The organism is Mixta calida (assembly GCF_002953215.1).
GTDB lineage: Bacteria > Pseudomonadota > Gammaproteobacteria > Enterobacterales > Enterobacteriaceae > Mixta > Mixta calida.
This window is the reverse complement of record NZ_CP026378.1, coordinates 2,045,362-2,071,012: the sequence shown is the minus strand read 5'-3', so window position 1 is coordinate 2,071,012 and position 25,651 is coordinate 2,045,362. Positions and strand designations below refer to the sequence as shown.

25 protein-coding genes and 1 pseudogene are annotated in these 25,651 nt (G+C 56.3%); 9 read left to right on the top strand and 17 right to left on the bottom strand.

The features are described from left to right. Positions 1-165 precede the first annotated feature (165 nt). From C2E16_RS09810 to thrS, 12 genes are all read right to left on the bottom strand, one after another. Positions 166-627, bottom strand: coding sequence for a C40 family peptidase (locus C2E16_RS09810; RefSeq protein ID WP_038626349.1), 462 nt, complete (start codon positions 625-627; stop codon positions 166-168). A gap of 72 nt (positions 628-699) precedes the next feature. Continuing rightward, positions 700-1,449 carry a vitamin B12 ABC transporter ATP-binding protein BtuD gene (gene btuD / locus C2E16_RS09805; protein WP_084970246.1) on the bottom strand — a complete coding sequence of 250 codons (750 nt, stop codon included), beginning with the start codon at positions 1,447-1,449 and terminating at the stop codon, positions 700-702. After that, a complete protein-coding gene (locus tag C2E16_RS09800; protein ID WP_038626350.1) occupies positions 1,449-1,994 on the bottom strand; it encodes a glutathione peroxidase in 546 nt (181 codons plus the stop codon). Before C2E16_RS09800 ends, btuD begins: the two co-directional genes overlap by 1 nt. Before the next feature lie 35 nt (positions 1,995-2,029). Further along, positions 2,030-3,013, bottom strand: coding sequence for a vitamin B12 ABC transporter permease BtuC (btuC, locus tag C2E16_RS09795; protein WP_038626352.1), 984 nt, complete (start codon positions 3,011-3,013; stop codon positions 2,030-2,032). A gap of 109 nt (positions 3,014-3,122) precedes the next feature. Further along, positions 3,123-3,560: a DUF2502 domain-containing protein gene (locus tag C2E16_RS09790; RefSeq protein ID WP_084970245.1), complete on the bottom strand. Its 438-nt coding sequence runs from the start codon at positions 3,558-3,560 to the stop codon at positions 3,123-3,125. 193 nt (positions 3,561-3,753) lie between these two features. Then, a complete protein-coding gene (gene ihfA, locus C2E16_RS09785) occupies positions 3,754-4,053 on the bottom strand; it encodes an integration host factor subunit alpha (protein WP_038626354.1) in 300 nt (99 codons plus the stop codon). A gap of 4 nt (positions 4,054-4,057) precedes the next feature. Next, positions 4,058-6,445, bottom strand: a complete 2,388-nt coding sequence (gene pheT, locus C2E16_RS09780; protein WP_038626356.1) for a phenylalanine--tRNA ligase subunit beta — start codon at positions 6,443-6,445, stop codon at positions 4,058-4,060. A 14-nt stretch (positions 6,446-6,459) separates the two neighbouring features. After that, the gene (pheS, locus tag C2E16_RS09775) at positions 6,460-7,443 is read right to left on the bottom strand and encodes a phenylalanine--tRNA ligase subunit alpha (RefSeq protein ID WP_038626358.1); all 984 of its coding nucleotides are present in this window, start codon (positions 7,441-7,443) and stop codon (positions 6,460-6,462) included. Positions 7,444-7,755: 312 nt separating this feature from the next. After that, positions 7,756-8,112, bottom strand: a complete 357-nt coding sequence (gene rplT / locus C2E16_RS09770; RefSeq protein ID WP_038626360.1) for a 50S ribosomal protein L20 — start codon at positions 8,110-8,112, stop codon at positions 7,756-7,758. Between the two features lie 40 nt (positions 8,113-8,152). Further along, positions 8,153-8,350, bottom strand: a complete 198-nt coding sequence (gene rpmI / locus C2E16_RS09765) for a 50S ribosomal protein L35 (RefSeq protein ID WP_038626362.1) — start codon at positions 8,348-8,350, stop codon at positions 8,153-8,155. 97 nt (positions 8,351-8,447) lie between these two features. After that, a complete protein-coding gene (gene infC, locus C2E16_RS09760) occupies positions 8,448-8,990 on the bottom strand; it encodes a translation initiation factor IF-3 (RefSeq protein WP_038626364.1) in 543 nt (180 codons plus the stop codon). A 3-nt stretch (positions 8,991-8,993) separates the two neighbouring features. Then, positions 8,994-10,922: a threonine--tRNA ligase gene (gene thrS, locus C2E16_RS09755; protein WP_038626367.1), complete on the bottom strand. Its 1,929-nt coding sequence runs from the start codon at positions 10,920-10,922 to the stop codon at positions 8,994-8,996. A gap of 548 nt (positions 10,923-11,470) precedes the next feature. Here thrS and C2E16_RS09750 point away from each other — a divergent pair. Both C2E16_RS09750 and C2E16_RS09745 read left to right on the top strand, forming a co-directional pair. Beyond that, a complete protein-coding gene (locus tag C2E16_RS09750) occupies positions 11,471-12,382 on the top strand; it encodes a LysR family transcriptional regulator (protein ID WP_084970244.1) in 912 nt (303 codons plus the stop codon). Positions 12,383-12,520: 138 nt separating this feature from the next. After that, positions 12,521-13,513, top strand: a complete 993-nt coding sequence (locus C2E16_RS09745) for a zinc-dependent alcohol dehydrogenase family protein (protein WP_038626371.1) — start codon at positions 12,521-12,523, stop codon at positions 13,511-13,513. Between the two features lie 498 nt (positions 13,514-14,011). Here the strand turns inward: C2E16_RS09745 and C2E16_RS20820 are convergent, their stop codons facing one another. Continuing rightward, positions 14,012-14,167, bottom strand: a complete 156-nt coding sequence (locus tag C2E16_RS20820) for a hypothetical protein (RefSeq protein ID WP_156462397.1) — start codon at positions 14,165-14,167, stop codon at positions 14,012-14,014. Next, positions 14,160-14,414, bottom strand: a complete 255-nt coding sequence (locus tag C2E16_RS09740; protein WP_104951485.1) for a hypothetical protein — start codon at positions 14,412-14,414, stop codon at positions 14,160-14,162. The genes C2E16_RS20820 and C2E16_RS09740 overlap by 8 nt, the downstream gene beginning before the upstream one ends. A gap of 260 nt (positions 14,415-14,674) precedes the next feature. Here C2E16_RS09740 and fdhF point away from each other — a divergent pair, with 260 nt between their 5' ends. Genes fdhF through C2E16_RS09720 form a run of 4 tightly spaced genes read left to right on the top strand, consistent with a single transcriptional unit; the run spans position 14,675 to position 20,442 of the window. After that, complete coding sequence (gene fdhF / locus C2E16_RS09735) at positions 14,675-17,647, top strand: formate dehydrogenase subunit alpha (protein ID WP_084970243.1); 2,973 nt, start codon at positions 14,675-14,677, stop codon at positions 17,645-17,647. Further along, complete coding sequence (locus C2E16_RS09730) at positions 17,647-18,135, top strand: helical membrane plugin domain-containing protein (RefSeq protein WP_038626377.1); 489 nt, start codon at positions 17,647-17,649, stop codon at positions 18,133-18,135. The genes fdhF and C2E16_RS09730 overlap by 1 nt, the downstream gene beginning before the upstream one ends. Next, entirely contained in the window at positions 18,128-19,501 is a 1,374-nt protein-coding gene (locus C2E16_RS09725) for a cytochrome ubiquinol oxidase subunit I (RefSeq protein ID WP_084970242.1), read from the top strand. Before C2E16_RS09730 ends, C2E16_RS09725 begins: the two co-directional genes overlap by 8 nt. After that, the gene (locus tag C2E16_RS09720; protein WP_084970241.1) at positions 19,498-20,442 is read left to right on the top strand and encodes a cytochrome d ubiquinol oxidase subunit II; all 945 of its coding nucleotides are present in this window, start codon (positions 19,498-19,500) and stop codon (positions 20,440-20,442) included. The genes C2E16_RS09725 and C2E16_RS09720 overlap by 4 nt, the downstream gene beginning before the upstream one ends. A 70-nt stretch (positions 20,443-20,512) precedes the next feature. On the opposite strand, the gene C2E16_RS09715 is transcribed toward C2E16_RS09720, so the two are convergent. Further along, complete coding sequence (locus tag C2E16_RS09715; RefSeq protein WP_038626383.1) at positions 20,513-21,274, bottom strand: DUF481 domain-containing protein; 762 nt, start codon at positions 21,272-21,274, stop codon at positions 20,513-20,515. A 266-nt stretch (positions 21,275-21,540) separates the two neighbouring features. Further along, a complete protein-coding gene (locus C2E16_RS09710; RefSeq protein WP_052134015.1) occupies positions 21,541-22,635 on the bottom strand; it encodes an ABC transporter substrate-binding protein in 1,095 nt (364 codons plus the stop codon). Between the two features lie 202 nt (positions 22,636-22,837). Between C2E16_RS09710 and ghoS the strand changes: the two genes are divergently transcribed. Together ghoS and C2E16_RS09700 are read left to right on the top strand one after the other, a co-directional pair. Further along, entirely contained in the window at positions 22,838-23,137 is a 300-nt protein-coding gene (gene ghoS, locus C2E16_RS09705; RefSeq protein ID WP_038626385.1) for a type V toxin-antitoxin system endoribonuclease antitoxin GhoS, read from the top strand. Positions 23,138-23,221: 84 nt separating this feature from the next. After that, positions 23,222-24,106 (top strand): fructosamine kinase family protein, encoded by an 885-nt coding sequence (locus C2E16_RS09700; RefSeq protein ID WP_038626387.1) that lies wholly within the window; start codon positions 23,222-23,224, stop codon positions 24,104-24,106. Between the two features lie 15 nt (positions 24,107-24,121). Here the strand turns inward: C2E16_RS09700 and C2E16_RS09695 are convergent. Further along, positions 24,122-24,657, bottom strand: a pseudogene (locus tag C2E16_RS09695) (YniB family protein). Positions 24,658-24,815: 158 nt separating this feature from the next. On the opposite strand from C2E16_RS09695, the gene hxpB reads away from it, so the two are divergent. Beyond that, a complete protein-coding gene (gene hxpB / locus C2E16_RS09690; protein ID WP_084970240.1) occupies positions 24,816-25,487 on the top strand; it encodes a hexitol phosphatase HxpB in 672 nt (223 codons plus the stop codon). Positions 25,488-25,651 lie beyond the last annotated feature (164 nt).

Below are 25,651 nucleotides of genomic sequence, written 5' to 3'. Positions count from 1 at the left end.
ATTCTTCAGGGCCATCTGACTTAAGGTAAAATAAAAAAAACTGCTTAAGTAAAGCGGATTTTTTATTCTTACCCGGCGTTTCATTGGCAGATATCATTTCATATTTTAAACGCCGGTTAAATGAGCAAAATCTGATTCGAGCCCTGATTTTTCAAAGCGTTGCCGTCAGATTCTCCGCGCCTGCCAGAATACTTTTTGCCAGTAGCTGTTATCCAGCGAGGAACGAATAACTCCCTGGCTGGTGGAGGCATGAATGAATTGGTTATCGGTGTCGTAAATGCCCACGTGCAGGCCGTTATCGCCGCGTCCGGTTTTAAAAAAGACCAGGTCGCCGGGCAACAGTTGATCTTTATTGATACGCGTGCCGATATCGGTTTGAGCGCGCGTCGTGCGGGGAAGCTGCAGGTTAAAGCGATCGCGGAAGGTAAGGTAAACAAAGCCGGAACAGTCGACGCCGCTGCGGCTCATACCGCCATAGCGATAAGGCGTGCCATGCCAGTTGTTTAGCTGATCGTTAAGCTCGGCGATAACGGTAATCGAGTCGGAAAGACGCGCATCCGGCGGCGGCGCATGATGACTACAGCCGGCCAGTAACACACTGAGTAAAAGCAACACGCCGATTCGCATAATCTGAGTCCTTCCTGATATGAGCGCAACGGGGCTAAATGTAACGGTAAATGCCAGGCGCTGGCAATCTCCTCAGCGCATCTCTTCAGAAATGAGCCAGCTTTCTTCTCCGGCCTGTAATTGACGAAAAAGCACGCCATACACTTCGCTGAGCAGAGCGGGCTCCATCACCGCGGCGACGCTGCCTTGCCTGACCACCTTTCCCTGACGCATCAGCCAGACGCTCTGCGCGTGGCGCAGGCTGTGATTGAGATCGTGTCCGCTGGCGATAACCGCGCCGCCCGCCTTGCAGAAAGCATCCAGCTGGGCGTCCAGCGCGCGCTGCTGCGCCACATCCAGTCCGCTATAAGGTTCATCCAGCAGCAGCAGCGTGGGCGGCCGCTCGGGCTGCGGCCAGACCTGCAGCAGCACCGCTGTCAGCCTGACGCGCTGCCATTCACCGCCGGAAAGCCAGGTCAGCGGCCGCGTCAGCTTATCCTCCAGCTGAAAAGCGCGCAGAAGCTGCGGCAGCAGCGTTTCCGGCTCCTGTGCATCCGCATGCTGACGCAGATAGTGATACACAGCCATCTGCCCCGGCTGAGGCTGTTGCTGCGGCAGCCAGGCGCGACGGCGCGCCAGCGTCTTTGGCGACCATGTCGCAAGCGGCCTGCCGTCGATACGCACTTCGCCCCTGCCCGCCAGCAGCCCGGCAATCAAGGCCAGCAGCGTGCTCTTACCCGCGCCGTTAGGCCCAAGCAGATGAATCAGTTCGCCGCCGTCGACCTGCGCGCTAAAAGGTTGCAGGCGGCCGGCGATGGCCGCCTGTTCGATTGAGAGCAGCACTATTTCGCCAGAGCGAGCTTAATGCTTTCCATCACGATCGGATCTTCCGGCGTCATATCCGGCGCAAAGCGCTGCACCACTTCGCCGTCACGACCGACAAGGAACTTCTCGAAATTCCACAGGATGTCGCCCTTCTCTTTCGGCCCCCGACCTTTGCTTATCATGCGCTCATAGAAGCCGCTGTTTTCCGGCTCCACCGCTTCCGGGCGCGCCGCGATCAGCTGCTGGTAAAGCGGATGCCGGTTGGGGCCGTTGACTTCGATTTTGCTGAACATCGGAAAGGTCACGCCGTAACGGGTGCTGCAAAACTGCTGGATCTCTTCGTTGCTGCCCGGCTCCTGGCCAAGAAACGCGTTGCAGGGAAAGCCCAGCACGTTAAAGCCGGATTTGTTCCAGGCGCGCTGCAGGTTTTCCAGTTCTTCATACTGCGGCGTCAGGCCGCACTCTGAGGCGACGTTAACAATCAACAGCACATCCCCTTTCCATTGGCCCAGCGTGGTACGTGTGCCATCCAGCATAACCAGCTCAGTTTCGTAAATGCTCATGCGCGTTTCCTGTCTCGGTGTGTGGAACAGCGCCGTTAACGGCGCTGCGTCAGTAATAGCCAAATAAACAGCGGCGAACCCAGCGTGGCGGTCACGACGCCGATGGGTAATTCCGCTGCGCTGAGTACCAGTCTGGCAATGATATCCGCCGCCAGCAAGACGGCGGCCCCCGCCAGCGCGCTGGCAGGCAGCAGCGCCCGGTGATCGGTCAATCCTTTCAGCCGCAGCAGATGCGGCACCACCAGGCCGATAAAGCCGATCGCGCCAGCCAGCGCCACGCTGACGCCTACCAGCCAGCCGATCGCCACCACCAGCAGGTTGCGCCACAGAAAAACAGACAGCCCCAGCTGGCGCGCGCTGGTTTCACCCAACGCCAGTAAATTCAGAATTTTCGCCTGCGAGCCTAACCAGCACAGCGCAGGCAGCAGCGCCAACATCAGCCAGCGATAGCGCCAGTCGATGCCGCTAAAGCCGCCCATCATCCAGTACATTAGCTGGCGCAGATCGAGATTGCTGCTGAAATAGACCACCCAGGTCATTACCGCGCTGCAAATAATGCCCAGCGCGACGCCTGCCAGCAGCAGGCGGCTGTTGGAGAGATGCCGCCGCGCAAAGCGCAGCAGGATCAGCGTAACCAGCAGCGCGCCGGCGATGGCCGCCATGCTGAAAGCCCAGAAATCACCGTTGCCCAGCAGGACGCACAGCACCAGCCCGACGCCCGCGCCGTTTGATACGCCCAGCAGGCCCGGCTCCGCCAGCGGATTTTCAAACAGCGCCTGCATGACGCAGCCCGCCATCGCCAGCGACGCGCCCACCAGCAGAACGCTCAACGTGCGCGGCAGGCGCAGCTGCCAGATAAACAGCTCGCCCTCCGGGCTGAGCCAGCGCGTCGGCAAGATCCACTGTTCGCCAGCACAGAGGCTTAGCAGCGTCATCGCCAACACCAGCAGGCTCAGCCACAGTAGCCAGCGACAGGCGCGGCGATCTGCCTGGCGTGAGAGTTCGTTTAACAGCGACATAAGGTGGTTTTATAAGAAAAACAGTGATTTGATTGTAGTGGCTGAAAGGAAAAAAGAAAGCGTTAAGGTAAGCGATCGGCCGGACGCGGCAGTGACGCCCGGCAAAAAATTAGCCGTGCGGCTGAAAATCTGGGCGATGGCCAGGCGCGCCGTTATCGTGGCGCTCAGCGGTCAGCCGAGCGTTGCCATGCGGTTCTGCCGCAGGTCGATCGTGTTGATGCGCGTTACGCTGCGCCAGTGGACGGTCATGCGCAGGCTCATGATGAGGCGGCTGGGCGCGATGCGCCGGCGGATGTGGCTGCCAGCCGTTGCCGTTCCAGTAGCCGCGCGGCCCTTTCTCTCCCAGATGACGTCCGTGATGCTCCCGCCACCATTTTGGCGCGCGCCAGTCATAGCCGTCCCAGTAGTAACCTCGATGATCGCGATCGCCGATATGAACGGTGACCCCTGCGGGCGTAATATCAAGCGACATGCCCGCGCTGGCGGCAACGGGCAGCGCGGAGAACAGAATCAGGATAATGCCGGGAACAACGTTTTTTATTTTCATCGGATGACCTCATATTGTCTCACCCGGTTTTTATACCGCCCCCGTCGGGGTGTCACTATCAGCCAGGGACGATTTTCGGCTTATTTCATGCTTACTTACGCTTTCCTTACATTATGAAGCCATCGTGAAAAGCGTGGCTAAAAAGAGGCAATAAAAAAGGCCGCCAGAGGCGGCCTTTTGTCAGGCTGACAAGTCAGCTGTTTTTTGGGGAAGCATTTTCGACGCGGCTTTTCAGCTTTTGTCCTGGGCGAAACGTCACGACACGGCGTGCAGTGATGGGAATATCTTCGCCAGTTTTTGGGTTGCGTCCCGGACGTTGATTTTTATCGCGAAGATCAAAGTTGCCAAATCCAGACAGTTTGACCTGCTCGCCGTTTTCCAAAGCCCTTCTCACCTCTTCGAAAAACAGTTCAACCAGCTCTTTGGCATCCCGTTTACTCAGCCCCAGCTTTTCAAACAGGTATTCCGACATATCAGCTTTTGTAAGCGCCATAGGTTCAATCCCTCAAGGTTGCCTGGAATCGCTCTTTTAATGCCGCAACGCAGTTGGCGACGGTTGCAGCAATCTCGTCTTCTTCGAGTGTCCGGCTGGTATCTTGCAAAATCAGGCTAATCGCAAGGCTCTTAAACCCTTCGTTTACACCCTTACCGCGGTACACGTCAAACAAGTTTACGCCAACTATCTGATTTGCGCCAACTTTCTTACACTCCGCAATGATATCTGCTGCAGGAACCGTTTCAGCCACCACAACGGCGATGTCGCGGCGGTTCGCCGGGAAGCGAGAAATTTCGCGCGCGTCAGGCAGGACGCGGTTTGCGACCTTATTCCAAAGCAGTTCAAATACTAAGGTGCGGCCATTGAGATCCAGCTTGCGCTCCAGTTCCGGATGCACCACGCCGATGTAACCGATGCGCTCGCCCTGTAAATAAATCGCTGCGCTCTGGCCTGGATGCAGAGCTGGATTCGCTTCTGCGCGGAACTCGATTGCGTCCAGCTTGCCGGTCAACTCCAGCACCGCTTCTAAATCACCTTTTAAATCATAGAAGTCGACCGTCTGACGCGCCAGGTCCCAGTGCTCTTCGTAGCGGTTGCCGCTCAGTACGCCTGCCAGCATAACATCCTGTCGGATGCCCAAATCTGCTTGCGTATCCGGCACAAAGCGCAGGCCGCTTTCAAACAGGCGCACACGGCCCTGCTGACGGTTCTGGTTGTAGACCACCGCAGAGAGCAGGCCGGTCCACAGCGACAGACGCATGGCGGACATATCGCTGGAGATCGGGCTTGGCAGGATCAGCGCCTCTTCGCCCGGATGCAGCAGCGCCTGTACTTTCGGGTCGACAAAGCTGTAGGTGATCGCTTCCTGATAGCCTTTATCCACCAGCATCGCCTTTACGCGCTTCAGGGAGAGATCCGCTTCGCGATGCTGCGTCATCACCAGGTCGGCTTTCACCGGCACGTCAGGAATGTTGTTGTAGCCGTAAACGCGCGCCACTTCTTCAATCAAATCTTCTTCGATGGCCATATCGAAACGCCAGCTCGGCGCAACCGCGCGCCACTCGCCTTCGCCAACGCTGACATCGCAACCCAGACGCTGCAAGATGTCGGTTACCTGACGGTCGTCGATATGGTGGCCGATCAGACGATCCAGCTTTTCACGACGCAGCGTAATGGTCGCCTGCGCCGGCAGTTTTTCCTGCACGCTGTTGTCCACTACCGGGCCCGCTTCGCCGCCGCAAATATCCAGCAGCAGGCGCGTCGCGCGCTCCATGGCCAGTTGCTGCAGCGCCGGGTCGACGCCGCGCTCGTAGCGGTGCGACGCATCGGTATGCAGGCCGTGACGACGGGCACGACCGGTAATCGCCAGCGGCGCGAACCAGGCGCACTCCAGCAGCACGTTGCGGGTCTCTTCGTTGACGCCGGAATGCTCGCCGCCGAAAATGCCGCCCATCGCCAGCGCTTTATGATGGTCGGCGATCACCAGCGTGTCGTCGCCAAGTTTCACTTCATTGCCGTCCAGCAGCGTCAGGGTTTCATCCTGCTGCGCCATGCGCACCACGATACCGCCGTCGATGCGATCGAGATCGAAGGCGTGCATCGGCTGCCCCAGCTCCAGCAGCACGTAGTTGGTCACGTCAACCACCGGATCGATAGAGCGAATGCCGCAGCGACGCAGCTTCTCTTTCATCCACAGCGGCGTCGCAGCCTTGACGTTGATGCCCTTTACAACGCGGCTCAGATAGCGCGGACAGGCGTCGGTGGCGTCTACACGCACCGGCAGCGTATCGTTGATAGTGGCCGGCACCGCCGCGATTTCCGGCGCGGTGAGCGGCAGGCCGTTCAGCACTGCAACGTCACGCGCCACGCCGATAATGCCAAAACAATCGGCGCGGTTCGGCGTGATGCTGATTTCAATGCTGTTATCGTCGAGCTTCAGGTATTCACGGATATCGGCGCCGATCGGCGCATCTGCCGGCAGCTCGATAATGCCGTCGTGATCGTCGCTGATGGCCAGTTCAGAGAAGGAGCAAAGCATCCCTTCCGACGGCTCGCCGCGCAGCTTAGCCGCTTTGATTTTAAAATCGCCCGGCAGCACCGCGCCGACGGTGGCGACCGCCACTTTCAGCCCCTGACGGCAGTTTGGCGCGCCGCAAACGATATCCAGCAGGCGATCGCCGCCGACGTTGACTTTGGTTACGCGCAGCTTGTCAGCGTTAGGATGCTGGCCGCATTCCACTACTTCGCCTACCACTACGCCGTGGAACGCGCCTGCGACAGGCTCGATGCCGTCGACTTCCAGGCCCGCCATGGTGATTTGTTCCGCCAGGGCCGCGCTGTCAAGAGCCGGGTTTACCCATTCGCGTAACCAGAGTTCACTGAATTTCATTGGATAACCTGCCCTTATTTAAACTGTTTGAGGAAACGAAGATCGTTTTCGAAGAAAGCGCGCAGATCGGTCACGCCGTAACGCAGCATGGTCAGACGCTCCATGCCCATACCAAAGGCGAAGCCGGAGTAGACTTCTGGATCAATGCCGACGTTGCGCAGTACGTTCGGATGCACCATGCCGCAACCCAGTACTTCCAGCCATTTGCCGTTTTTGCCCATCACGTCCACTTCCGCGGACGGCTCGGTGAACGGAAAATAGGAGGGACGGAAGCGGATCTGCAGATCTTCTTCAAAGAAGTTGCGCAGGAAATCGTGCAGCGTGCCTTTCAGGTTGGTAAAGCTGATGTTCTTATCGACAATCAGCCCTTCCATCTGATGGAACATCGGGGTGTGGGTCTGATCGTAATCGTTACGGTAGACGCGGCCCGGCGCGATAATGCGAATCGGCGGCTGCTGATTTTTCATGGTGCGGATCTGCACGCCAGAGGTCTGCGTGCGCAGCAGGCGCGTCGCGTCGAACCAGAAGGTGTCGTGATCGGCGCGCGCCGGGTGGTGTCCCGGAATATTCAGCGCGTCGAAGTTGTGATAGTCATCTTCAATTTCCGGCCCGGTCACAACGGCAAAGCCCAGCTCGCCAAAGAAAGCTTCGATACGGTCGATGGTGCGGGTGACCGGATGCAGGCCGCCGTTTTCCACGCGGCGTCCCGGCAGGGAAACGTCGATGGTTTCCGCCGCCAGACGCGCGTTCAGCGCCGCCGACTCCAGCGCGTGCTTACGCGCGTTCAACGCTTCCTGCACCTGCTGTTTGGCTTCATTGATTACCGCGCCAGCCGCCGGGCGTTCTTCCGCCGGCAGTTCGCGCAGGGTTGTCATCTGCAGGGTCAGATGCCCTTTTTTGCCCAGGTATTCCACGCGGACGTTGTCTAACGCCGCAACGTCCTGCGCATGTTCAATGGCTGCCCTGGCGTTGGCAACCAGCTCTGCGAGATGGGACATTGTTTCCTCTTCTTCCAGCCTAAGGCCGGGCTGTTTCAGGTGGGGACCAGAAGTCCATATCAGTTCGGCTTAAAACAAAAAAGCCTCCACGAGGGAGGCTTTCAGCGCGATTTGTCGTTTCTTTTCTTTGCGCACAAGCCCCCGGAATTCAGGTGCTAAAGTAAAAAAAGAAACGGAAAATAGCGTACATGCTTGGTTTACCTTGTCGCTTGCGTCAGACGGCTCTATTGAAATGCCAGCAGGCGGAAAAGTCAATCTTTTGCTGTGGTTACAGATAATAAAAGAGGGAGCAAGCTCCCTCTTCCATCTGACTTACGCCAGAGCTGATTTCGCTTTTTCAACCAGTGCAGAGAATGCCACTTTGTCGAATACGGCGATGTCAGCCAGGATTTTACGGTCAATTTCAATGGACGCTTTTTTCAGGCCATTGATGAAACGGCTGTAAGAAATGCCGTTCTGACGCGCTGCTGCGTTGATACGCGCAATCCACAGCTGACGGAACTGACGCTTACGCTGACGACGGTCGCGGTAAGCATACTGACCAGCTTTGATAACAGCCTGGAAGGCAACGCGGTAAACGCGTGAACGCGCACCGTAGTAGCCTTTAGCTTGTTTTAAGATTTTTTTGTGACGTGCGCGAGCAATGACACCACGTTTTACACGAGCCATGTTAGCTCTCCTGTTCTATATTCTGATTTAAAAAAATAACTTATGCGTACGGCAGGCAGGCAATGACCAGACCCAGATCGCCTTTAGACACCATGGCTTTCGGGCGCAGGTGACGTTTACGCTTGGTTGATTTTTTGGTCAGGATATGACGCAGGTTAGCGTGCTTGTGCTTAAATCCACCTTTACCGGTTTTTTTAAAGCGTTTAGCCGCGCCACGGACAGTTTTAATCTTAGGCATTTATAAAATATCCACTTCGCATTGTTAATAAAATGAACCAGACAGGCGAATAACAGCCGCACAGCGCGAACGCTGCGCGACGCTATTACTTGAAAGCCTACTGTTTCTTCTTGGGTGCGAGCACCATGATCATCTGGCGGCCTTCGATCTTCGAAGGGAAGGATTCGACCACTGCCAGTTCACTCAGATCTTCTTTCACGCGGTTAAGCACTTCCATACCGATCTGTTGGTGCGCCATTTCACGACCGCGGAAACGCAGCGTGATTTTGGCTTTATCGCCTTCTTCCAGAAAACGAATCAGGTTGCGTAGTTTGACCTGATAGTCGCCTTCATCGGTACCAGGGCGGAATTTAATTTCCTTCACCTGGATAACTTTCTGCTTCTTCTTCTGTTCTTTAGAAGACTTGCTCTTTTCATAGAGGAACTTGCCGTAATCCATTATACGACAAACCGGCGGTTCGGCGTTAGGGCTGATTTCAACTAAATCAACACCTGCTTCTTCAGCTTTTTCAATAGCTTCGCGTAAACTAACAATACCAAGCTGCTCGCCTTCGACGCCAGTCAGACGCACCTCGGTAGCACGGATTTCACCGTTAATACGGTTGGGACGCGTCGGTTGAACTCGTTTTCCGCCTTTAATACCTTATTCCTCCAATTGATGAAGATTGCGGCTGCGTATTTCTTGCTGCAGCTTCTCGATCAGCACATCTACGTCCATGGACCCGAGGTCTTTACCGCGGCGGGTACGTACAGCCACTTTACCGGCTTCTACCTCTTTATCACCGCAGACCAGCATATAAGGGACGCGACGCAATGTGTGCTCGCGAATTTTAAAGCCAATCTTCTCGTTTCTCAAGTCTGCTTTTACACGAATGCCCGCATTCTGTAATTTTCGCGTTAATTCGTTGACATAATCAGACTGCCCGTCGGTGATATTCATCACCACCGCTTGTACCGGCGCCAGCCAGGTTGGATAAAAACCGGCGTATTCTTCAGTGAGAATACCGATAAAGCGTTCCATTGAACCCAGAATAGCACGGTGAATCATCACCGGCACCTGACGTTCGTTATTTTCACCCACATACGAAGCGCTCAGACGGCTCGGCAAAGAGAAGTCGAGCTGAACGGTGCCGCACTGCCACGGACGATCCAGGCAGTCATGCAGGGTAAACTCAATTTTCGGACCGTAGAACGCGCCCTCGCCCGGCTGGTACTCGAACGGAATGTCGTTCTCCGCCAGCGCGGCGGCGAGATCCGCCTCAGCGCGATCCCATAGCTCATCGCTGCCGATGCGTTTTTCAGGACGGGTAGACAGTTTCACCACGATTTTCTCGAAACCGAAGGTGCTGTACATGTCGTACACCATTTTGATGCAGCTGTTGACTTCAGCGCGCACCTGCTCTTCCGTACAGAAGATGTGAGCGTCGTCCTGAGTAAAGCCGCGTACGCGCATCAGACCGTGCAACGCGCCTGACGGCTCGTTACGGTGGCAGCTGCCGAACTCCGCCATGCGTAACGGCAGGTCGCGGTATGATTTTAGTCCCTGATTGAAAATCTGCACGTGGCCGGGACAGTTCATCGGCTTGATGCAGTATTCACGGTTTTCGGAAGCGGTGGTGAACATCGCCTCTTTGTAGTTTTCCCAGTGGCCGGTTTTTTCCCACAGCACGCGGTCCATCATGAACGGACCTTTCACTTCCTGGTACTGATACTCTTTCAGCTTGCTGCGGACGAAGGTTTCCAGCTCGCGGAAGATGGTCCAGCCGTCGTTATGCCAGAACACCATACCTGGCGCTTCTTCCTGCATGTGGTAAAGATCGAGCTGCTTGCCGATCTTGCGGTGGTCGCGCTTGGCGGCCTCTTCCAGACGCTGCAGATAGGCGTTCAGCTGCTTTTTGTCCGCCCAGGCGGTGCCGTAGATGCGCTGCAGCATTTTGTTGCTGCTGTCGCCGCGCCAGTAGGCGCCCGCGATTTTCTGCAGCTTAAAATGGTGGCAGAAACGCATGTTCGGCACGTGCGGGCCGCGGCACATATCCACATATTCTTCATGATGATAGAGGCCGGGACGATCGTCGTGGCTGATGTTCTCATCCAGAATGGTGGTTTTGTAGTTTTCGCCGCGCTCGGCGAACACATCGCGCGCTTCCTGCCAGCTGACCTTTTTCTTGACGACGTCATAGTTGGTTTCGGCCAGCTCATGCATACGCTTTTCCAGGCGATCGAGATCTTCCTGCGTCAGGGTGTGATCGAGGTCGACGTCGTAATAGAAGCCGTTATCGATAACCGGACCAATCGCCATTTTGGCGTTCGGCCAAAGCTGTTTCATCGCATGGCCGAGAAGATGCGCGCAGGAGTGGCGAATAATTTCCAGACCGGCTTCATCTTTAGCGGTAATGATCGCGACGGACGCATCTTCCGCGATCGGATCGACCGCGTCCACCAGCTCGCCGTTAACGCGACCCGCGATGCAGGCTTTCGCCAGACCCGGACCGATATCCTGCGCGATCTCCATTACGCTAATGGCGCGATCGTAGCTGCGTTGACTGCCGTCAGGAAGAGTAATTACAGGCATTTCATATCCTTAAATGCAGTGGTAACCCACACGAAAGATTACATGCAAACATTGGTTTAAGAGAGTTTTCAGTAGCTTACCCGACCAAACTAACCCACAATTGCTAATTTGGTACACGCCATGGTACACCTGTTCAAAAGTGACCGAGCCGGGTAACTGTTGAAGAGTGAACATCTTACACGCTTAAAGATGGATGTAAAACAGGCGGATACCTGACAAAGGCATCATTAGCGTAAACGCCTGTCATTTCCCCGGTCATATTTACTTCGCTTAGCGCATCGCCTTCTGTTGCCTCTTCCTCAACCGTAATAATCTGTTGCTCACTGCGCTTTCCCACCCCGCGCCTGAATAAGCGGTGTGTCATACCCTATAAGCGAGATGTTTATTATAAAGACTGGCATCATCGGCACAGGAAACATCGGCGCATCTGGCGCGTAAATTGGCTGCTGCAGGGCATCGCGTAAAGGTCGCTAACTCACGTGATAAATAAATCCGTATGATAAAACGGACCGGCGCGCGGCAGGCAGATTAGGGAATCAGGTGGTGTTATGCGTTCTAACATGATTGAATATATAAATATTTTTATACAGGTTGTTGATCAAGGCAGCTTTACTAAAGCCGCTGATATCCTGCAGTTGCACCGCCCTGCTGTGAGTAAAGCGATACAGCAACTCGAGGACGACCTCGGAGTAAAACTCCTTCACCGTACTACCCGCAAGCTAAGCATTACGGCTAAAAGTGACGAATTTTACCAGCGAGCCAAACAGGTTCTGGCTGAAGTTGATGGCATGATGGCCAACTTTTCACTGACTCTACCACCGCGTGGGCAGCTCCGGCTTGATGTTCCGCTTTCGCTGGCTCATGCCATCATTATTCCCCATCTGGCACAGTTCCAGTCGCTCTATCCCGATATTGAAGTCGTGCTGGTTTCATCGGATAAAAAAAGCGATCTGATCACTGAAGGTGTGGACTGCGTGGTGCGTCTGGGCGAGTTGCAGGAATCAAGCTTTATTTCCAGACGTCTTGGCGAAATCAGAATGGTCACCTGCGCTGCACCTTCCTATCTTCAACGGTACGGACGACCAGAGACGCTGGCAGACCTGGAGCGGCACCGGGCAGTTAACTTTTTCAGCGATCACAGTCGTGATGTGATGGAATGGAAGTTTATCGAAGAGGGTGTGGTGGTTTCCCTACGCCCTGCCAGCAGCATGCTGGTAGATAACTCAGATGTTCTGTTGTCCTGCGGTCTGGCCGGTTTGGGTATTATTCAGGCCTCCTGTCATGCCCTTGCCCCGCATATTGCTTCCGGTAAGCTCGAAGAAATCCTGACGCAGTATCCTTCCGTTTCCAAACCCGTCTCTGTGATGTACCCGGACAGGCGCTATCTTCCCCCCCAGGTACGCGTCTTTATCGACTGGTTCAGTGAAATTTTTGCCAGCAAATCGGCTGAAACCGACTGATTGTTATCAAATGAATAACACTGAAGTTCCTCTGCGCCTGTTTTTACTCAGGTCACAACGACGTAGTTTATTCGCAGACGAATCGAGTAAACCTTCTACGCTATCGTAAGGTATACCGCTAACTGACGAGGTCTAAATATGTCTAAAATTGTTACTTTTAACCGCACCGGTGGCCCGGAGGTTCTGGAAATTATTGATGTGCAAGTGCCGGCACCGGCTGCTGGAGAAGTTCAAATCCGCGTACATGCAATAGGTCTTAATCGCGCAGAAATTATGTATCGCAATGGCCAGTATGTGATTGAACCTGAATTCCCGGCGCGCCTGGGTTATGAAGCTGCTGGCGTGGTTGAAGCTGTCGGTGAGAATAGCGAAAATTTTGCCAAAGGGGACCTGGTCAGCGTGATCCCTTCATTCATGTTTAACGAATACGCCATGTACGGTGAGTTGGTTAACGCCCCGGTGCACGCGGTGGTGAAACACCCTGACAATTTGTCTTTTGAAGAAGCCGCCGCAAGCTGGATGATGTACGTAACGGCTTATGGCGCGCTGGTTGAGTACGGTAACCTGCAGGCTGGTCAGAATGTGGTTATCCGCGCAGCATCAAGCAGCGTTGGCCTGGCCGCCATTCAGATCGCAAACATGCTGGGTGCTAAACCTGTTGCCCTGACCCGTACCAGCGAAAAACGCGACATGCTGCTGAAGGCAGGGGCTGCTCACGTTATTGCTACTGCGGAACAGGATATGGTGGCTGAAATCAACCGGGCAACGAATGGCGAAGGTGCCCACATTGTTTTTGATCCTGTTGGTGGCCCGGACGTGGCGAAGTTGACTCAAACCATGGCGCCGCAAGGCATATTCTTCCAGTATGGTGCGCTCGACAGCCGAGACATGCTTGTGCCGGTATTCGACATTCTCGGTAAACACCTCACGCTACGCGGCTATGAGCTGTTCGAAATTACCACCGACGTGGAAAAAATGGCGCGTGCGAAGTCCTTCGTCACAGAAGGCCTGCGTTCTGGCAAACTGAAACCGGTAATCGATAAAACCTTCAGGTTCGAAGAGATTGCAGAAGCGCATCGCTACATGGAAGCAAATGGACAGACAGGAAAAATCATTGTAACCGTGGAGTAATATTTCTCTTGATGCCTCATTGGCGAGAAAGAGATCTCTTCCGAATATCTGCTTTGTGATCTTTTTAACACTCTTTATGGCCTGACCGGGATTCGGCGGCCATATTATCGGCTCCCGATCCTCTACGCTCCGCCTCCTTAACCATATAAATCACCATTACTCAAACTTACAGCATGACACGGTGCAATATTCAGCCTGAGACCGAGTGTTAAACAAGGCGCTGCCTTATCATGGAAAGCGTATTTTTAGGATTTACGCTTTGCGCCTGGGCTCATACTTTGGCGCTGGATGGGTCGGTATTGACGCTTAATTGCTCAGGACGAGGCGAGAGGAGGTCATCCTTCTTATCACGAGTGACTGAACTGCATCACCGTGGCGATCTATGGCGATACCGATAACATCGCCCCGCTCGCCAGGGAAGTCTTCGTATTTAAATAGCAAAATAATAAAAAAACGGCCCGCTGTTGCGGGCCGCCAGAATATTCAGTAAAGGATCGCCTACTGCTTTTTATCGCTGCACAGCCGATCCCATAGTTCGTTATGGGTATTAATGGCGCGCACCGTACGCGCGTCCATCACCTGCGCATCGTTGCCGTGCGTGTAAATCGGCTGAAACAGCGTGCAGGACGAGTCCACGCTGGCGCGATCAATCATCGAGGTTGTATTTCGACTGGCGCAGCTTGTCGCGAGCAGCAGCGTCATTAAGATTAGCGTTAGACGTTTCCACATTTTTGGCCACCTTTATATTATCCGCCTGTTTTCTGGTTATCGCTTCAGCCTGTCGGGTTTGCTGCTGCGCCGCCGCAACATCCGCCCTGGCCTTCTCCTGCGTTTTGCCAATTTTTTTTCCACCGAAGTAAGAACCAGCAAGCCCGACGATAATCGCCAGTCCTCCCAGCACCCAGCTCCAGCCCCGGACAGTAACGACATTATTTCATTCATGGCCACGCCCTCCGCTCAGGCTTTTCTTTTAAGCGTAGGCCGCCGTCAGAGGCGTGCAAGTACGGCGCTGTTTTTTATTCAGGATTGATAAGTCGGGCTTTTTGCCGCTTCGCTTTGCCGGGACTGGCGTTACGGTCTACCTTCAATGACATAACTTTACGAAAACAGGGAACAACCACAGGAAGTGGACAACGCGCAATGTCATTGTGAGAACATCTGATGAGCCAAAACACCTGTACCATCCGCTATAACGGCGAGCTGTTGAGCGGCGATGTCGACGTACCGCTAATCGATTTTTTACAGGCGCAGGGGAAAATCCTGCCGCACGTCTGCTATCATCCTGCTCTGCCGCCGTTGCAATCCTGTGATGTCTGCTGGGTGGAGTATCAGGGCGAACTGGTGCGCGGCTGTACGCTGCGCACGCACGAGGGGCTGGAGATCTCCAGCCGCCAGCCTGCTGCACAGGCGGCGCAGGAGGAAGGCATGGATCGCCTGCTGGCGCGCCACGAACTTTATTGCACGCTCTGCGAACACAACACCGGCGACTGCACGCTGCATAACACCGTCGCCGATATGCATATTCCGATTCAGTACTATCCCTGGCAGCGCAAACCTTATCAAAAGGATGAGAGCAACCCGTTCTACACCTATGACCCGGATCAGTGCATTTTGTGCGGCCGTTGCGTAGAAGCCTGCCAGAACGTCGAGGTCAACGAAACGCTCTCCATCGACTACACGGCCGACCATCCGCGCGTGCTGTGGGACGGCGGCACCCAGATCGCTGGCTCCAGCTGCGTTAGCTGCGGTCACTGCGTCACCGTCTGCCCCTGCAACGCCCTGTTGGAAAAGACTATGCAGCCCAATGCGGGGCCATTCACCGCCATGCCTGAAGATCTTAAGCGCCCGATGATCGACCTGGTCAAGACGCTGGAGAATACCATCGGCGCGCCGCCCATCACCGGCATATCGATGATGGATATGGCGATGCGGCAGAAAGAGATCAAAAAAACCAAAACGGTCTGCACCTACTGCGGCGTCGGCTGTAGTTTTGAAATGTGGACGCGCGACCGCCATATCCTGAAGGTGCAGCCGGTGGCTCACGCGCCGGTCAACGGTATCTCAACCTGCCTTAAGGGCAAATTCGGCTGGGACTTCGTCAACAGTCCGCAGCGTTTAACCACGCCGCTGATCAGGGAGAACGGCCGCTTCCGTCCCGCCAGCTGGGACGAGGCGCTGGATCGGGTGGCGCAACGAATGAAAGAGATCGCCGCGCAGCACGGCGGCGACAGTATCGGCTTTATCGGCTCCAGCAAAGGCAGCAACGAAGAAGCCTACCTGACGCAAAAAATAGCCCGCCTGATTTTTGGCACCAATAATGTCGATAACTCCTCACGCTACTGTCAGAACCCGGCGACCGAAGGGCTGTTCCGCACCGTCGGCTACGGCGGCGACGCCGGCACGCTGGAGGATCTGCAACAGGCCGATCTGGTGATTATCGTCGGCAGCAATCTGGCGGAGAACCACCCGGTGATCGCTTCACGCATCAAGGCGGCGCAAAAGCATCATGGACAGAAAATCCTGGTGGTCGATCCGCGCATGAATGAAATGGCGGAGCGCGCCGATATCTGGCTGCGCATCAAGCCCGGCAGCGACAGCCTGTGGGCTTCGGCGATGTCGCGTTATATGTTCGAACATGGCTACGCCGACGAGGCGTTCCTGGCCGAAAAAGTCAATCAGGTTGAAGCGTATCGCGCCTCGCTGGACCCGTTTACTCTGCACTACGCCAGCGAACATACCGGGCTGAGCGTCGAGCAGCTGATCGAAGCGGCGGAAACCATCGGCCAGGCGCAGCGCGTCTGCCTGCTGTGGGCGATGGGCATCACCCAGCACAGCCACGGCGCCGATACCAGCACTGCGCTTTCTAATCTGCTGTTGGTCACTGGCAACTACGGTCGCCCCGGTACCGGCGGCTACCCGATGCGCGGTCATAATAACGTGCAGGGCGCCAGCGACTTCGGCTGCCTGAGCAATGTCTATCCTGGCTATGAGAAAGTCACCGACCCCGCCGTGCGCGAAAAATGGGCGCGCGCCTGGGGCGTGGAGGCGCAGGCGCTCTCCGACAAGGCTGGCTCCGATAACTTTATGATGGTGCAGCACGCGCATGAAGGCACGCTGAAGGCGATGTATATCATCGGCGAAGAGACCGCCTTCTCCGACGCCGACTCCACCAAAGTGCATGAGGCGTTCAGCGGTCTGGAGTTTATGGTGGTGCAGGATATCTTTATGAGCCGCACCGCCGAATTCGCCGACGTGGTGCTGCCTGGTTGCCCCAGCGTGGAAAAAGAGGGCACCTACGTAAATACCGAGCGGCGTATTCAGCGCTTTTACGAAGTGATGCCGCCGCTGGGCGACAGCCGCCCCGACTGGCGCATCCTGACCGATCTCGCCGCGCGTCTGGGCCATCCCTGGAACTACTCTCACCCGGCAGAAATTATGGCCGAGGCGGCCGGCATCGCTGATATCTTCGCCGGCGTCGACTACCTGCGCCTCAGCGGCTGGCAGTCGCAGCTGTGGCCGGTGAAGCCGGACGGCAGCAGCACCCCGCTGCTTTATACCGACGGCTTTAAATTCCCGGACGGCAAAGCGGTGCTGACGCCCATTGAATGGCAGCCACCGCTTGAGGCGCCTGACGCCGAGTATGACCTGCTGCTGAATAACGGCCGCATGCTGGAACATTTTCAGTCCACCAACCAGACCGGACGCGGCGGCCGCATGCTGTCGCTGTCGCCGAACGGGTTCGTGGAGGTCAGCCCGCAGCTGGCCGCCGAGCGTCAGCTCAGTCCAGGCGACTGGGTCAGCATCGCGTCGCGCCGCGGGGAGCTTCAGGTACCGGTCGTGATCACCGAGCGCGTCGCAGGCAACCAGCTGTTTATTCCTATTCACCACGGCAAGCCGGGCGTAAACGGCCTGACCGGCGAGCATCACGATCCTGACGTCAATACGCCCGCCTACAAAGAGATTGCCGTCAGGCTGCAAAAGCTGGCGCGGCCGCCGCAGACCGATGCCTTGCCGCCGCAGAACTTCCGTTATGGCAAGCGCACCCCGCTGGCGCATCTGCCGATAGAAGAAAAATGGCGTCAGGAGGGCTATACCCTGCCGCCTGAACATACTCAACACCCGGAGAAATTTTAATGGCTGAACGTATGAACTATGAAGTGCCGCCCACGAAAACCGCCCCTGACGCGCAGGATGCCTTGCAGGAGCTGCTGCACAGCCTGCATCACCACGGTTTTTTACGCCTGGCCAACGATGTGGTTTCAGCCAATACGCAGATCGCCAAAGTGTTGGTGGACGGACTGAATAAGCCCGGCTCGCAAAACGCGATGCAAAACCTGGCGTCGCTGATGATGGCGCTGGGCGATATGCCGCCGGGACAGTTTCATAAAACGGTATTCGCCGTGAAGTCGGCGATCAACGCCGTTAATTTACATGCGGAGGCGCAGCAGCATCATGAAGTGGCGCCGGGCGTCAGCGGCACCTGGAAGCTGTTGCATGATGAAGATCTTTGGCATGCGGTGATGCCGCTGGTGGCTGGCCTGAAAGCGTTTGCCAGCGCGATGGAGCAGCCGACGCCGGATAAACCGATCAGCGCCTATACCGGTAAAGACAGTAATGCCTGATGCGGAACTGACGCTGCTGCTCTCCCGCGCGCAGTTCGCGGTGACTATCGGCCTGCATATTATCCTTGCCGGCTTCAGTTTTGGCCTGTCGCTGTGGCTGGTATTGCTGGAGGGCGTCTGGCTCTGGCGCCGGGAGCAGCGCTATCTCGACGTCTATCATTTCTGGCTCAAGATTTTCGCCCTGAACGTGGCGGTTGGCGTGGTTTCCGGCGTGGTGATGGAGTTTCAGTTCGGCGCCAACTGGGCGCCTTTTATTGAGCGGGTCGGCGGGCTGATCGGCCCGCTGATGTTCTATGAGGTGCTGGTCGCCTTTTTTCTCGAAGCGGGCATGGTCGGCGTGATGATGTTCGGCATGGAGCGCATCGGTCCGCGCCTGCACTTTATGGTCACGGTATTGGTGGCGGTCGGCGCGCTGATCAGCGCCTTCTGGATACTGGCAGCGAACGCCTGGATGCAGACGCCCGCCGGGTTTGTACTGGATGAACAGCAGCGGTTTCAGCCGCAGTCGTGGCTGGATATTATCTTTACCCCCTCTTTTCCCTGGCGGCTGGCGCATATGACGCTGGCCATGCTGATTGGCACCGCCTTTATGGTGGCGGCGGTCGGCGCCTGGCAGCTTTTGCGCGACGTCGCAAACCCGCGGGCGCGGCTGATGGTCTCAATCCCCCTGTGGCTGCTGGTGATCCTGACGCCGTTGCAGGCGGTCGTCGGCGATCTGCACGGCGAGAATACGCTGCGGCATCAGCCGCAGAAAATCGCCGCCGTGGAAGGCGACTGGCATCGACCGCCGCCAGGCCAGGGAGAGCCGCTGCGGCTGTTCGCCCTGCCCGATGCGCAGCAACAGCGCAATCGCTGGGAGGTGGCAATACCCGCTATTGGCTCGCTCTATCTGCGCCATAATCTGACCGGGCAGATCAAAAGCCTCAGTGAGTTTCCGCCGCAGGATATTCCGCCGGTGGCGCCGCTGTTTTTCGCCTTTCGCGTGATGGTCGGGCTGGGTCTGCTGATGATAGCCGTTAGCCTGACGGCGCTGACGCAGCGGCTGCGCGGCCGTCTGTGGCAATCGCGCTGGCTGCTGAAATCCATCGTGCTGATGGGGCCGGCGGGCTTTATCGCTCTGCTGGCGGGCTGGGTGGTGACGGAAGTGGGGCGTCAGCCCTGGACGGTCTATGGCCTGCTGCGCACTGCCGACAGCGTTTCTCCCCTCTCTTTCCGGCTGGTTATCGCGTCAGGCTGCGCCATTCTGCTTATCTACGGTACGGTGTTCTATATCGGGCTGCGCTATCTGTTGCGCTACGCCAACCGTGAAACGCGCGTCGGCGAGCCGGGCCCGGCGCCGGAGATGGCGCCCGGAGGTAAGCAATGACGCTGGCCGATATTTCCGCTGCCACGCTGGCGTTTTCGCTGCTGATGTATCTGTTGCTGGACGGCACCGATCTCGGCGTCGGGATGCTGCTGTTTTTCTTCCGCGGCGGCGAAGCGCGCCGCAGGCTGACCGCGACTATTCTGCCGATCTGGGACGCGAACGAAACCTGGCTGGTGCTGCTGGCGGGCGGACTGCTGGCGCTTTTTCCCGTCGCCTGGAGCGTGCTGTTCAGCGCCGTTTATCTGCCGCTGTTTATTATGCTGATGGCGCTGGTGATGCGCGCCGTGGCGGTGGAATATCGCGGCCATGTTGATGCGCGCTGGCACCGCACGCTGGATATCACCCATATCCTCAGCTCGCTTATCGCCACCTTTACTCAGGGCGCGCTGGCGGGCGTGGTGATCGGCGGGCGTTTCCAGGAAGGCGCGTTCAGCTGGCTTACTCTCTATCCCGTTTTGTGCGGCTTTGGCCTGATCGCCGCCTGTCTGCTTTGCGGCTGCTGCTGGATCCAGTGGCGGGTTAAAGGCCCGGAGATCGTGCTGGCGCATCATCTTGCCTGGCTGTTTCTGGTGCTGAGTCTGGCGTTGTTGATCGGCATCAACCTGCTGGACAGCCGCCCCTTTTTGCAGGCGTGGCAGCGTGTGCCGGGCAAGATCCTGCTGCTGATGCTGCTGCTGGCCTTCGTCGCGCTACTGGCGGCAATGCGCTATCGCCGTCCCATGCTGTCGCTGATGCTGGCGCTCAGTCTGGTAACGCTTTGCTGGGGATTGTTGATCGCCGGTCTCTGGCCCTGGCTGCTGCCGGGCAAACTGACTATTCAACAGGCGGCCGCCGCGCCAGCGACGCAAATTTTTCTGCTAAGCGGCTACGCCGTGGTCCTGCCGGTAACGCTGGCCTATAACAGCTGGGCCTTTTGGGTATTTCGCGCGCGCGTGCGCTGAAGCGGCGCAGGACAACAGGACAAAAAAACGGGCCGCGACAGGCGGCCCGTTTTTATTGCAGTATGGAACATTACATCGCGTAGGAGAGCAAAATCTGCGTTTTGGTGTCGGTGTGTTCTGATGCCGATTCCGGCGGATTGTTGTTCCAGGTCACATTGTAAGCCAGCTTCAGCGCGAAGTGCGCATTGATAGCAACCTGCAGGCCGGTCTCAGAGTTAACGGTAGTGTTGTCGTTAAAGCTGCTCAGCACGGAAACGCCCTGAATAAATTTAGTGGTATCGGTCATCTGCCACTGATAGCTCAGTGCGCCGTAGCCCAGCCCCTGGGTTTCATGGCCGCCGTCGTGGAAATCGTCATAGCGCACGCCCGGACCAAATTCGACGCGCAGCGAATGTACCGGTCCGTTCAATACCTGACGACCATAACCGGCAGCCAGCACATCACGGGAATCGTAGCCGTTGAATCGATCGCTTAGCCAGCTCGCCTGACCGAACAGATAGTCGTTATCGGTCATATTGTAACGGGTGCGTCCGCCAATCTGATAGGTCTCTGATGAGCGTTCATCATTTGAGGAGGTGTTGGCGGCGTTGCCCCACAGACTGTACGCCGTGTTCGGCTGATACCACGTCATATTGGTTTGCGCGGTCAGCGAAGAGCTGGTGGTGTTGCCGGTCTGCGCCAGGTAGCCTGCTGCCGCGTTGCCTTCGAAGGTTTTTTTGGCGGTAGAAGGATCGTCCATGACGGTAAAGACATTGTTATCAGCCATGGCCTGGTGACCAAACGCGCCCGCAGAAAGCAGCAGCGCAACAGAGAGCTTATTAAACACTTTCATTATGTGTGATCCGTACGACAGTTTTAAAAAAGGGAGAGTCTGAAGCGTTTTACGCGGCGATCAACGTCATTTACCGTAAACTTTGTAAACAAGCGTTAAACAGCCCGAATTCCTAAACATCCTGATGAGAAAGGACTACGAATGGGAATTTTCTTATTAACGGCGCGCATTATAAAGGGTATTCAGGCGAAGCGCATCAGGGCAGGAATAAATAGAATTTTCTATGAATTATCAATAAGAAGCACGCCGAGCGGCGTGCTTCTTTATCAGGATCGCGGCGCCTGCGCGCCTAATACGCCCTTTCCTTCAGGAATGGTGGTAAAACGGGTGACGATCTCATGCCAGCTGTTTGCGGGATCAAGCTGCGCAAACTGCTGCGGATAGATGAATTTCGCCAGATATTCGATGCCGACGATATTCCACGGATGGTTGTAGAAGTTGTGATATACGCCGTAGAAGCGCCCTTCTTTCACCGGCTGCAACTCGGCAAAGCCCGGACGCTGCTTCATACGATCAAAAGCGCGGTCCACCTGCTGTTGGGTCACGCCGTAGCCAAACGGCACCGCCGCATTATTTTTACTTGCCCACTGGGAGCCTGAAACGATATAAGCGTCCGGCTTCATGGCGATCACTTTCTCCAGCGACACGTCGCCGGTGGCGCCCGGCAACAGCTCTGAACCAATATTGGCGGCGCCGACCGCTTCCACCATCGCCCCCCAGCCAACATGACCATGCGTAAAGCAGCAGGACTCCAGGCCGCCCAGCCCCGCCTTGGCTTCGATAAAGACGCGCGGCTTCGGTGAAACGGCGCGCACTTTCTCCTGAATCGCCTGATAGTGCTGTTGGTAGAATTGCGTGTACTGCTGCGCTTCCTGCTCGCGGTTAAGCGCTTCACCCATTAGCGTGATGCTGGCGGGCGCATCTTTAACGGGATTGTTAAAGGTATCGATAAACATCACCGGAATGCCCAGCTGCCGCAGCTTTTCCAACACGCCGGTCTGCGTCAGGGAGGGTTTGGATCGCAGCTGCGCAATCATCAGATCCGGCTGCTGCGCGATCACGCTTTCCAGATTCACTTCGCCTTTATCGCTGAAGCCCATATCGGTAATGCGCGCCGCCTGCGGCCATTTGTTCAGCATCAGCCGCCAGGTTTCGCCATCGCTTTTCTTTAACAGGTTATTCCAGGCGACGATGCGTTGAAAAGGATTCGCCCGATCCAGCAGCGCCAACGCCAGAATGTCACGGCCATCCTGCACCACAATGCGCTCAGGCTCCTTCTTCAGGGTGATTTTCTGTCCGTCGAAATCCGTCAGCGTGATTGGATAAGTTGTCGCAACGGCCGAGGCGGAAGCGGCCAGCATCAAAACGGAAACAGAAACTTTAATCGCGCGATGCACATCGTTCTCCTTGTTACAGGCGTCGCCTGTTGGATTATTATTCATAAGGTTAGCGCCATAATAGTAATGATAATTAATTGCATTATCAAACCGCTTTTATTATCGACTCGCCCCTTTGACAGAGGTGGTCTAAGCTGAAAATTCTTTCGGGAACAATGAGGTGAATATGGCTCCTTCAGGCGTAACCCGTTATGTTGTTACCTTTCGTTACCAGGATACCGGTCTGGCGGCCGGTCTCGCACTGAACAGCGCCATGACCGGCGCCGGTTTTTCCACCACGCTGCACGACGATGAGGGCCATGCGCACGAGCTGGGCACCAACAGCTACGGCATCATCAGCGCGAAAAGCGCTGCGGAGATCCGCGCTCAGGCGTTGGGCGTGGGCGAAGCTACGCTGGAGACGACGCCGGAAGTCGAGGTGCAAACTTTCGACGAATATCGTCAGCAGAACCGTTTTAAGTCATAACGTTCGGCCTGTGCGTTTGCGCCAGGTTTACGCAACCTTTACCCGTTAAAATGATCATTACGCAGCGAAAATGAGGATAACCCCATGTGGTCAGCCATAAGTCGTCTGTTGAGTGAGCAGTTAGGGAACGCTGAAATCAGCCATCGTGTAGAGTTGCCGGCTGGCGAAGTCCATGCCGCCTGGCGCATTCGCTATGGCGAACAGTGGGTATTTGTAAAATGCAATGACCAGGAGATGCTGCCCGCCTTTACCTCCGAGGCGGATCAGCTGGCGCTGCTGGCGCGCAGCCGGACAGTGCGGGTGCCGAAGGTCTACGGCATCGGCAGCGATCGCGACTACAGCTTTTTGCTGCTGGAATATATTCCGGTACGGCCGCTGCAACCGGAGAGCGCTCTGTTGCTCGGCCAGCAGCTTGCCCGCCTGCATCAGTGGAGCGAACAGCCTCACTTCGGCCTCGATTTCGATAACAACATCACCAGCATGCCGCAGCCTAATGGCTGGCAGCGACGCTGGTCGCGCTTTTTCTCAGAGCAGCGCATCGGCTGGCAGCTGCAGCTGGCGGCAGAAAAAGGGATTCAGTACGGCAATATCGAGCTGATTATCGACTGCGTTCAGCGCGCGCTGGCGACGCATCATCCGCAGCCTTCGCTGCTGCATGGCGATCTGTGGCCCGCCAACTGCGCCGGCAGTGACAGCGGCCCGTGGATTTACGATCCCGCCTGCTACTGGGGCGATCGTGAATGCGAACTGGCGATGCTTTCCCATGCGCCCGCGCTGGCGGAAAAGGTGCTGGAAGGTTATCAGTCGGTCTGGCCGCTACCGTCAGATTACCCACAGCGTCAGCCGGTTTATCAGCTTTACTATCTGCTTAACCGCGCGAACGTGTTTGGCGGCAGCTGGCTTGAGGAGGCGCAACGCGCGGTCGGCGCGCTGCTGGAACGGGATGAGCGGGAAAAAAGCCGGGCCTGAGGCCCGGCGGCGCGCTCAGACAAAGCCGAGCAGCGACAGCACAAAGTAGCCTGCGACGGCGATAATCACCGGCAGGATATAGAGCGGGAAAATTTGCAGGAAGATAGTATGTCGCGGCACGACTATCTTCTCTTCCAGCTGCTGGCGGGTGCGGCCTTCGCTGCCCGCGCCTGCTCCAGAATCAGCATATCCTCAACGCCCTCTTTCAGATGCCGCGACTGACGCCACATGCGCGCGCCGGACGCCTGCAGCGCCAGGCCGACAAAAATCAGAATATAGATCAGCCAGAAGGCGATATTACTGCCAGCGTTGAAATCGGGCACCGGCGAATTGCGCCAGAAAAAGCCAAGAAAAGGCGTGTTAAAGCGGATCATATCGATCATCACGTGAATAAAATCCATCAGCACCGCATCGATGCCGGGACGCTTTTCGCTGTGTCTGAACATGAAATTCAGCAGTGATACCAGCGTGGAAATAAAAGCCGGAATAAAAATAATCCAGCCGACCATGCGTTTGATAATGGCGACACGGCCAGCCTGTTGATAAGTCATGGTTTCTCCTTGCACCTGTTGTCTGGCAGTAAGTCTACCTGCTGTCAGTGAAATGTGCCTGAAAAAAACGCCGACAAACACTTTTATCCTGCTTCGACAGGCATGCCTGCTGATGGTCTTCATGCTATGGTGAATTAAACTGTCAACCGGAGCTTTGTATGACCTATACCCGACCTGTACTGGCTGCAATATTTGATATGGATGGCCTGCTGATCGATTCTGAACCGCTGTGGGATCAGGCCGAACTGGACGTATTTGCCACCCTGAATGTGGATCTGTCGCGCCGGAGCGAACTGCCCGATACGCTGGGGCTGCGTATCGATCAGGTGGTGCGCATGTGGTATGAAACGCTGCCGTGGAGCGGGCCGAGCCAACAGGAAGTCACCGATCGCATCATTGCGCGCGCCATCAATCTGGTAGAAGAGAAAAAACCGCTGTTGCCGGGCGTAGAGCAGGCGCTGCAGCTCTGCCGGGCGCAGGGGCTGAAAGTAGGTCTGGCCTCAGCTTCGCCGCTGCATATGTTGGAGAAAGTACTAACGCTGTTTAATCTGCGCGACTATTTCGACACGCTGGCTTCGGCGGAATCGCTGCCCTGGAGCAAACCGCATCCGCAGGTCTATCTCGACGCTGCCGCCCAGCTGGGCGTGGATCCGTTAAACTGCGTGACGCTGGAGGATTCCTTTAACGGCATGATCGCTACCAAAGCGGCGCGTATGCGATCTATCGTGGTGCCTGCGGAAGAGTACCGCGATGATCCGCGCTGGGCGTTGGCCGATGTCAAACTCGATTCGCTTGTTGCGTTAACCCCGCAGCATATCAAAGGTTATTAATCGTCTTTCTGTTCCCGTCTGCCGCAAGACAGGCGGGATTTTCTTTTCAGCGCAGCCGGTAATCAGCCTCTCCTCCGCTCTGCCCCGTTTTCAGATAAGCCGCCGGGACTTTTTCTCGCAAATATGATCCAGCATACAAAATAAATAAAACAGCATTTCATTTT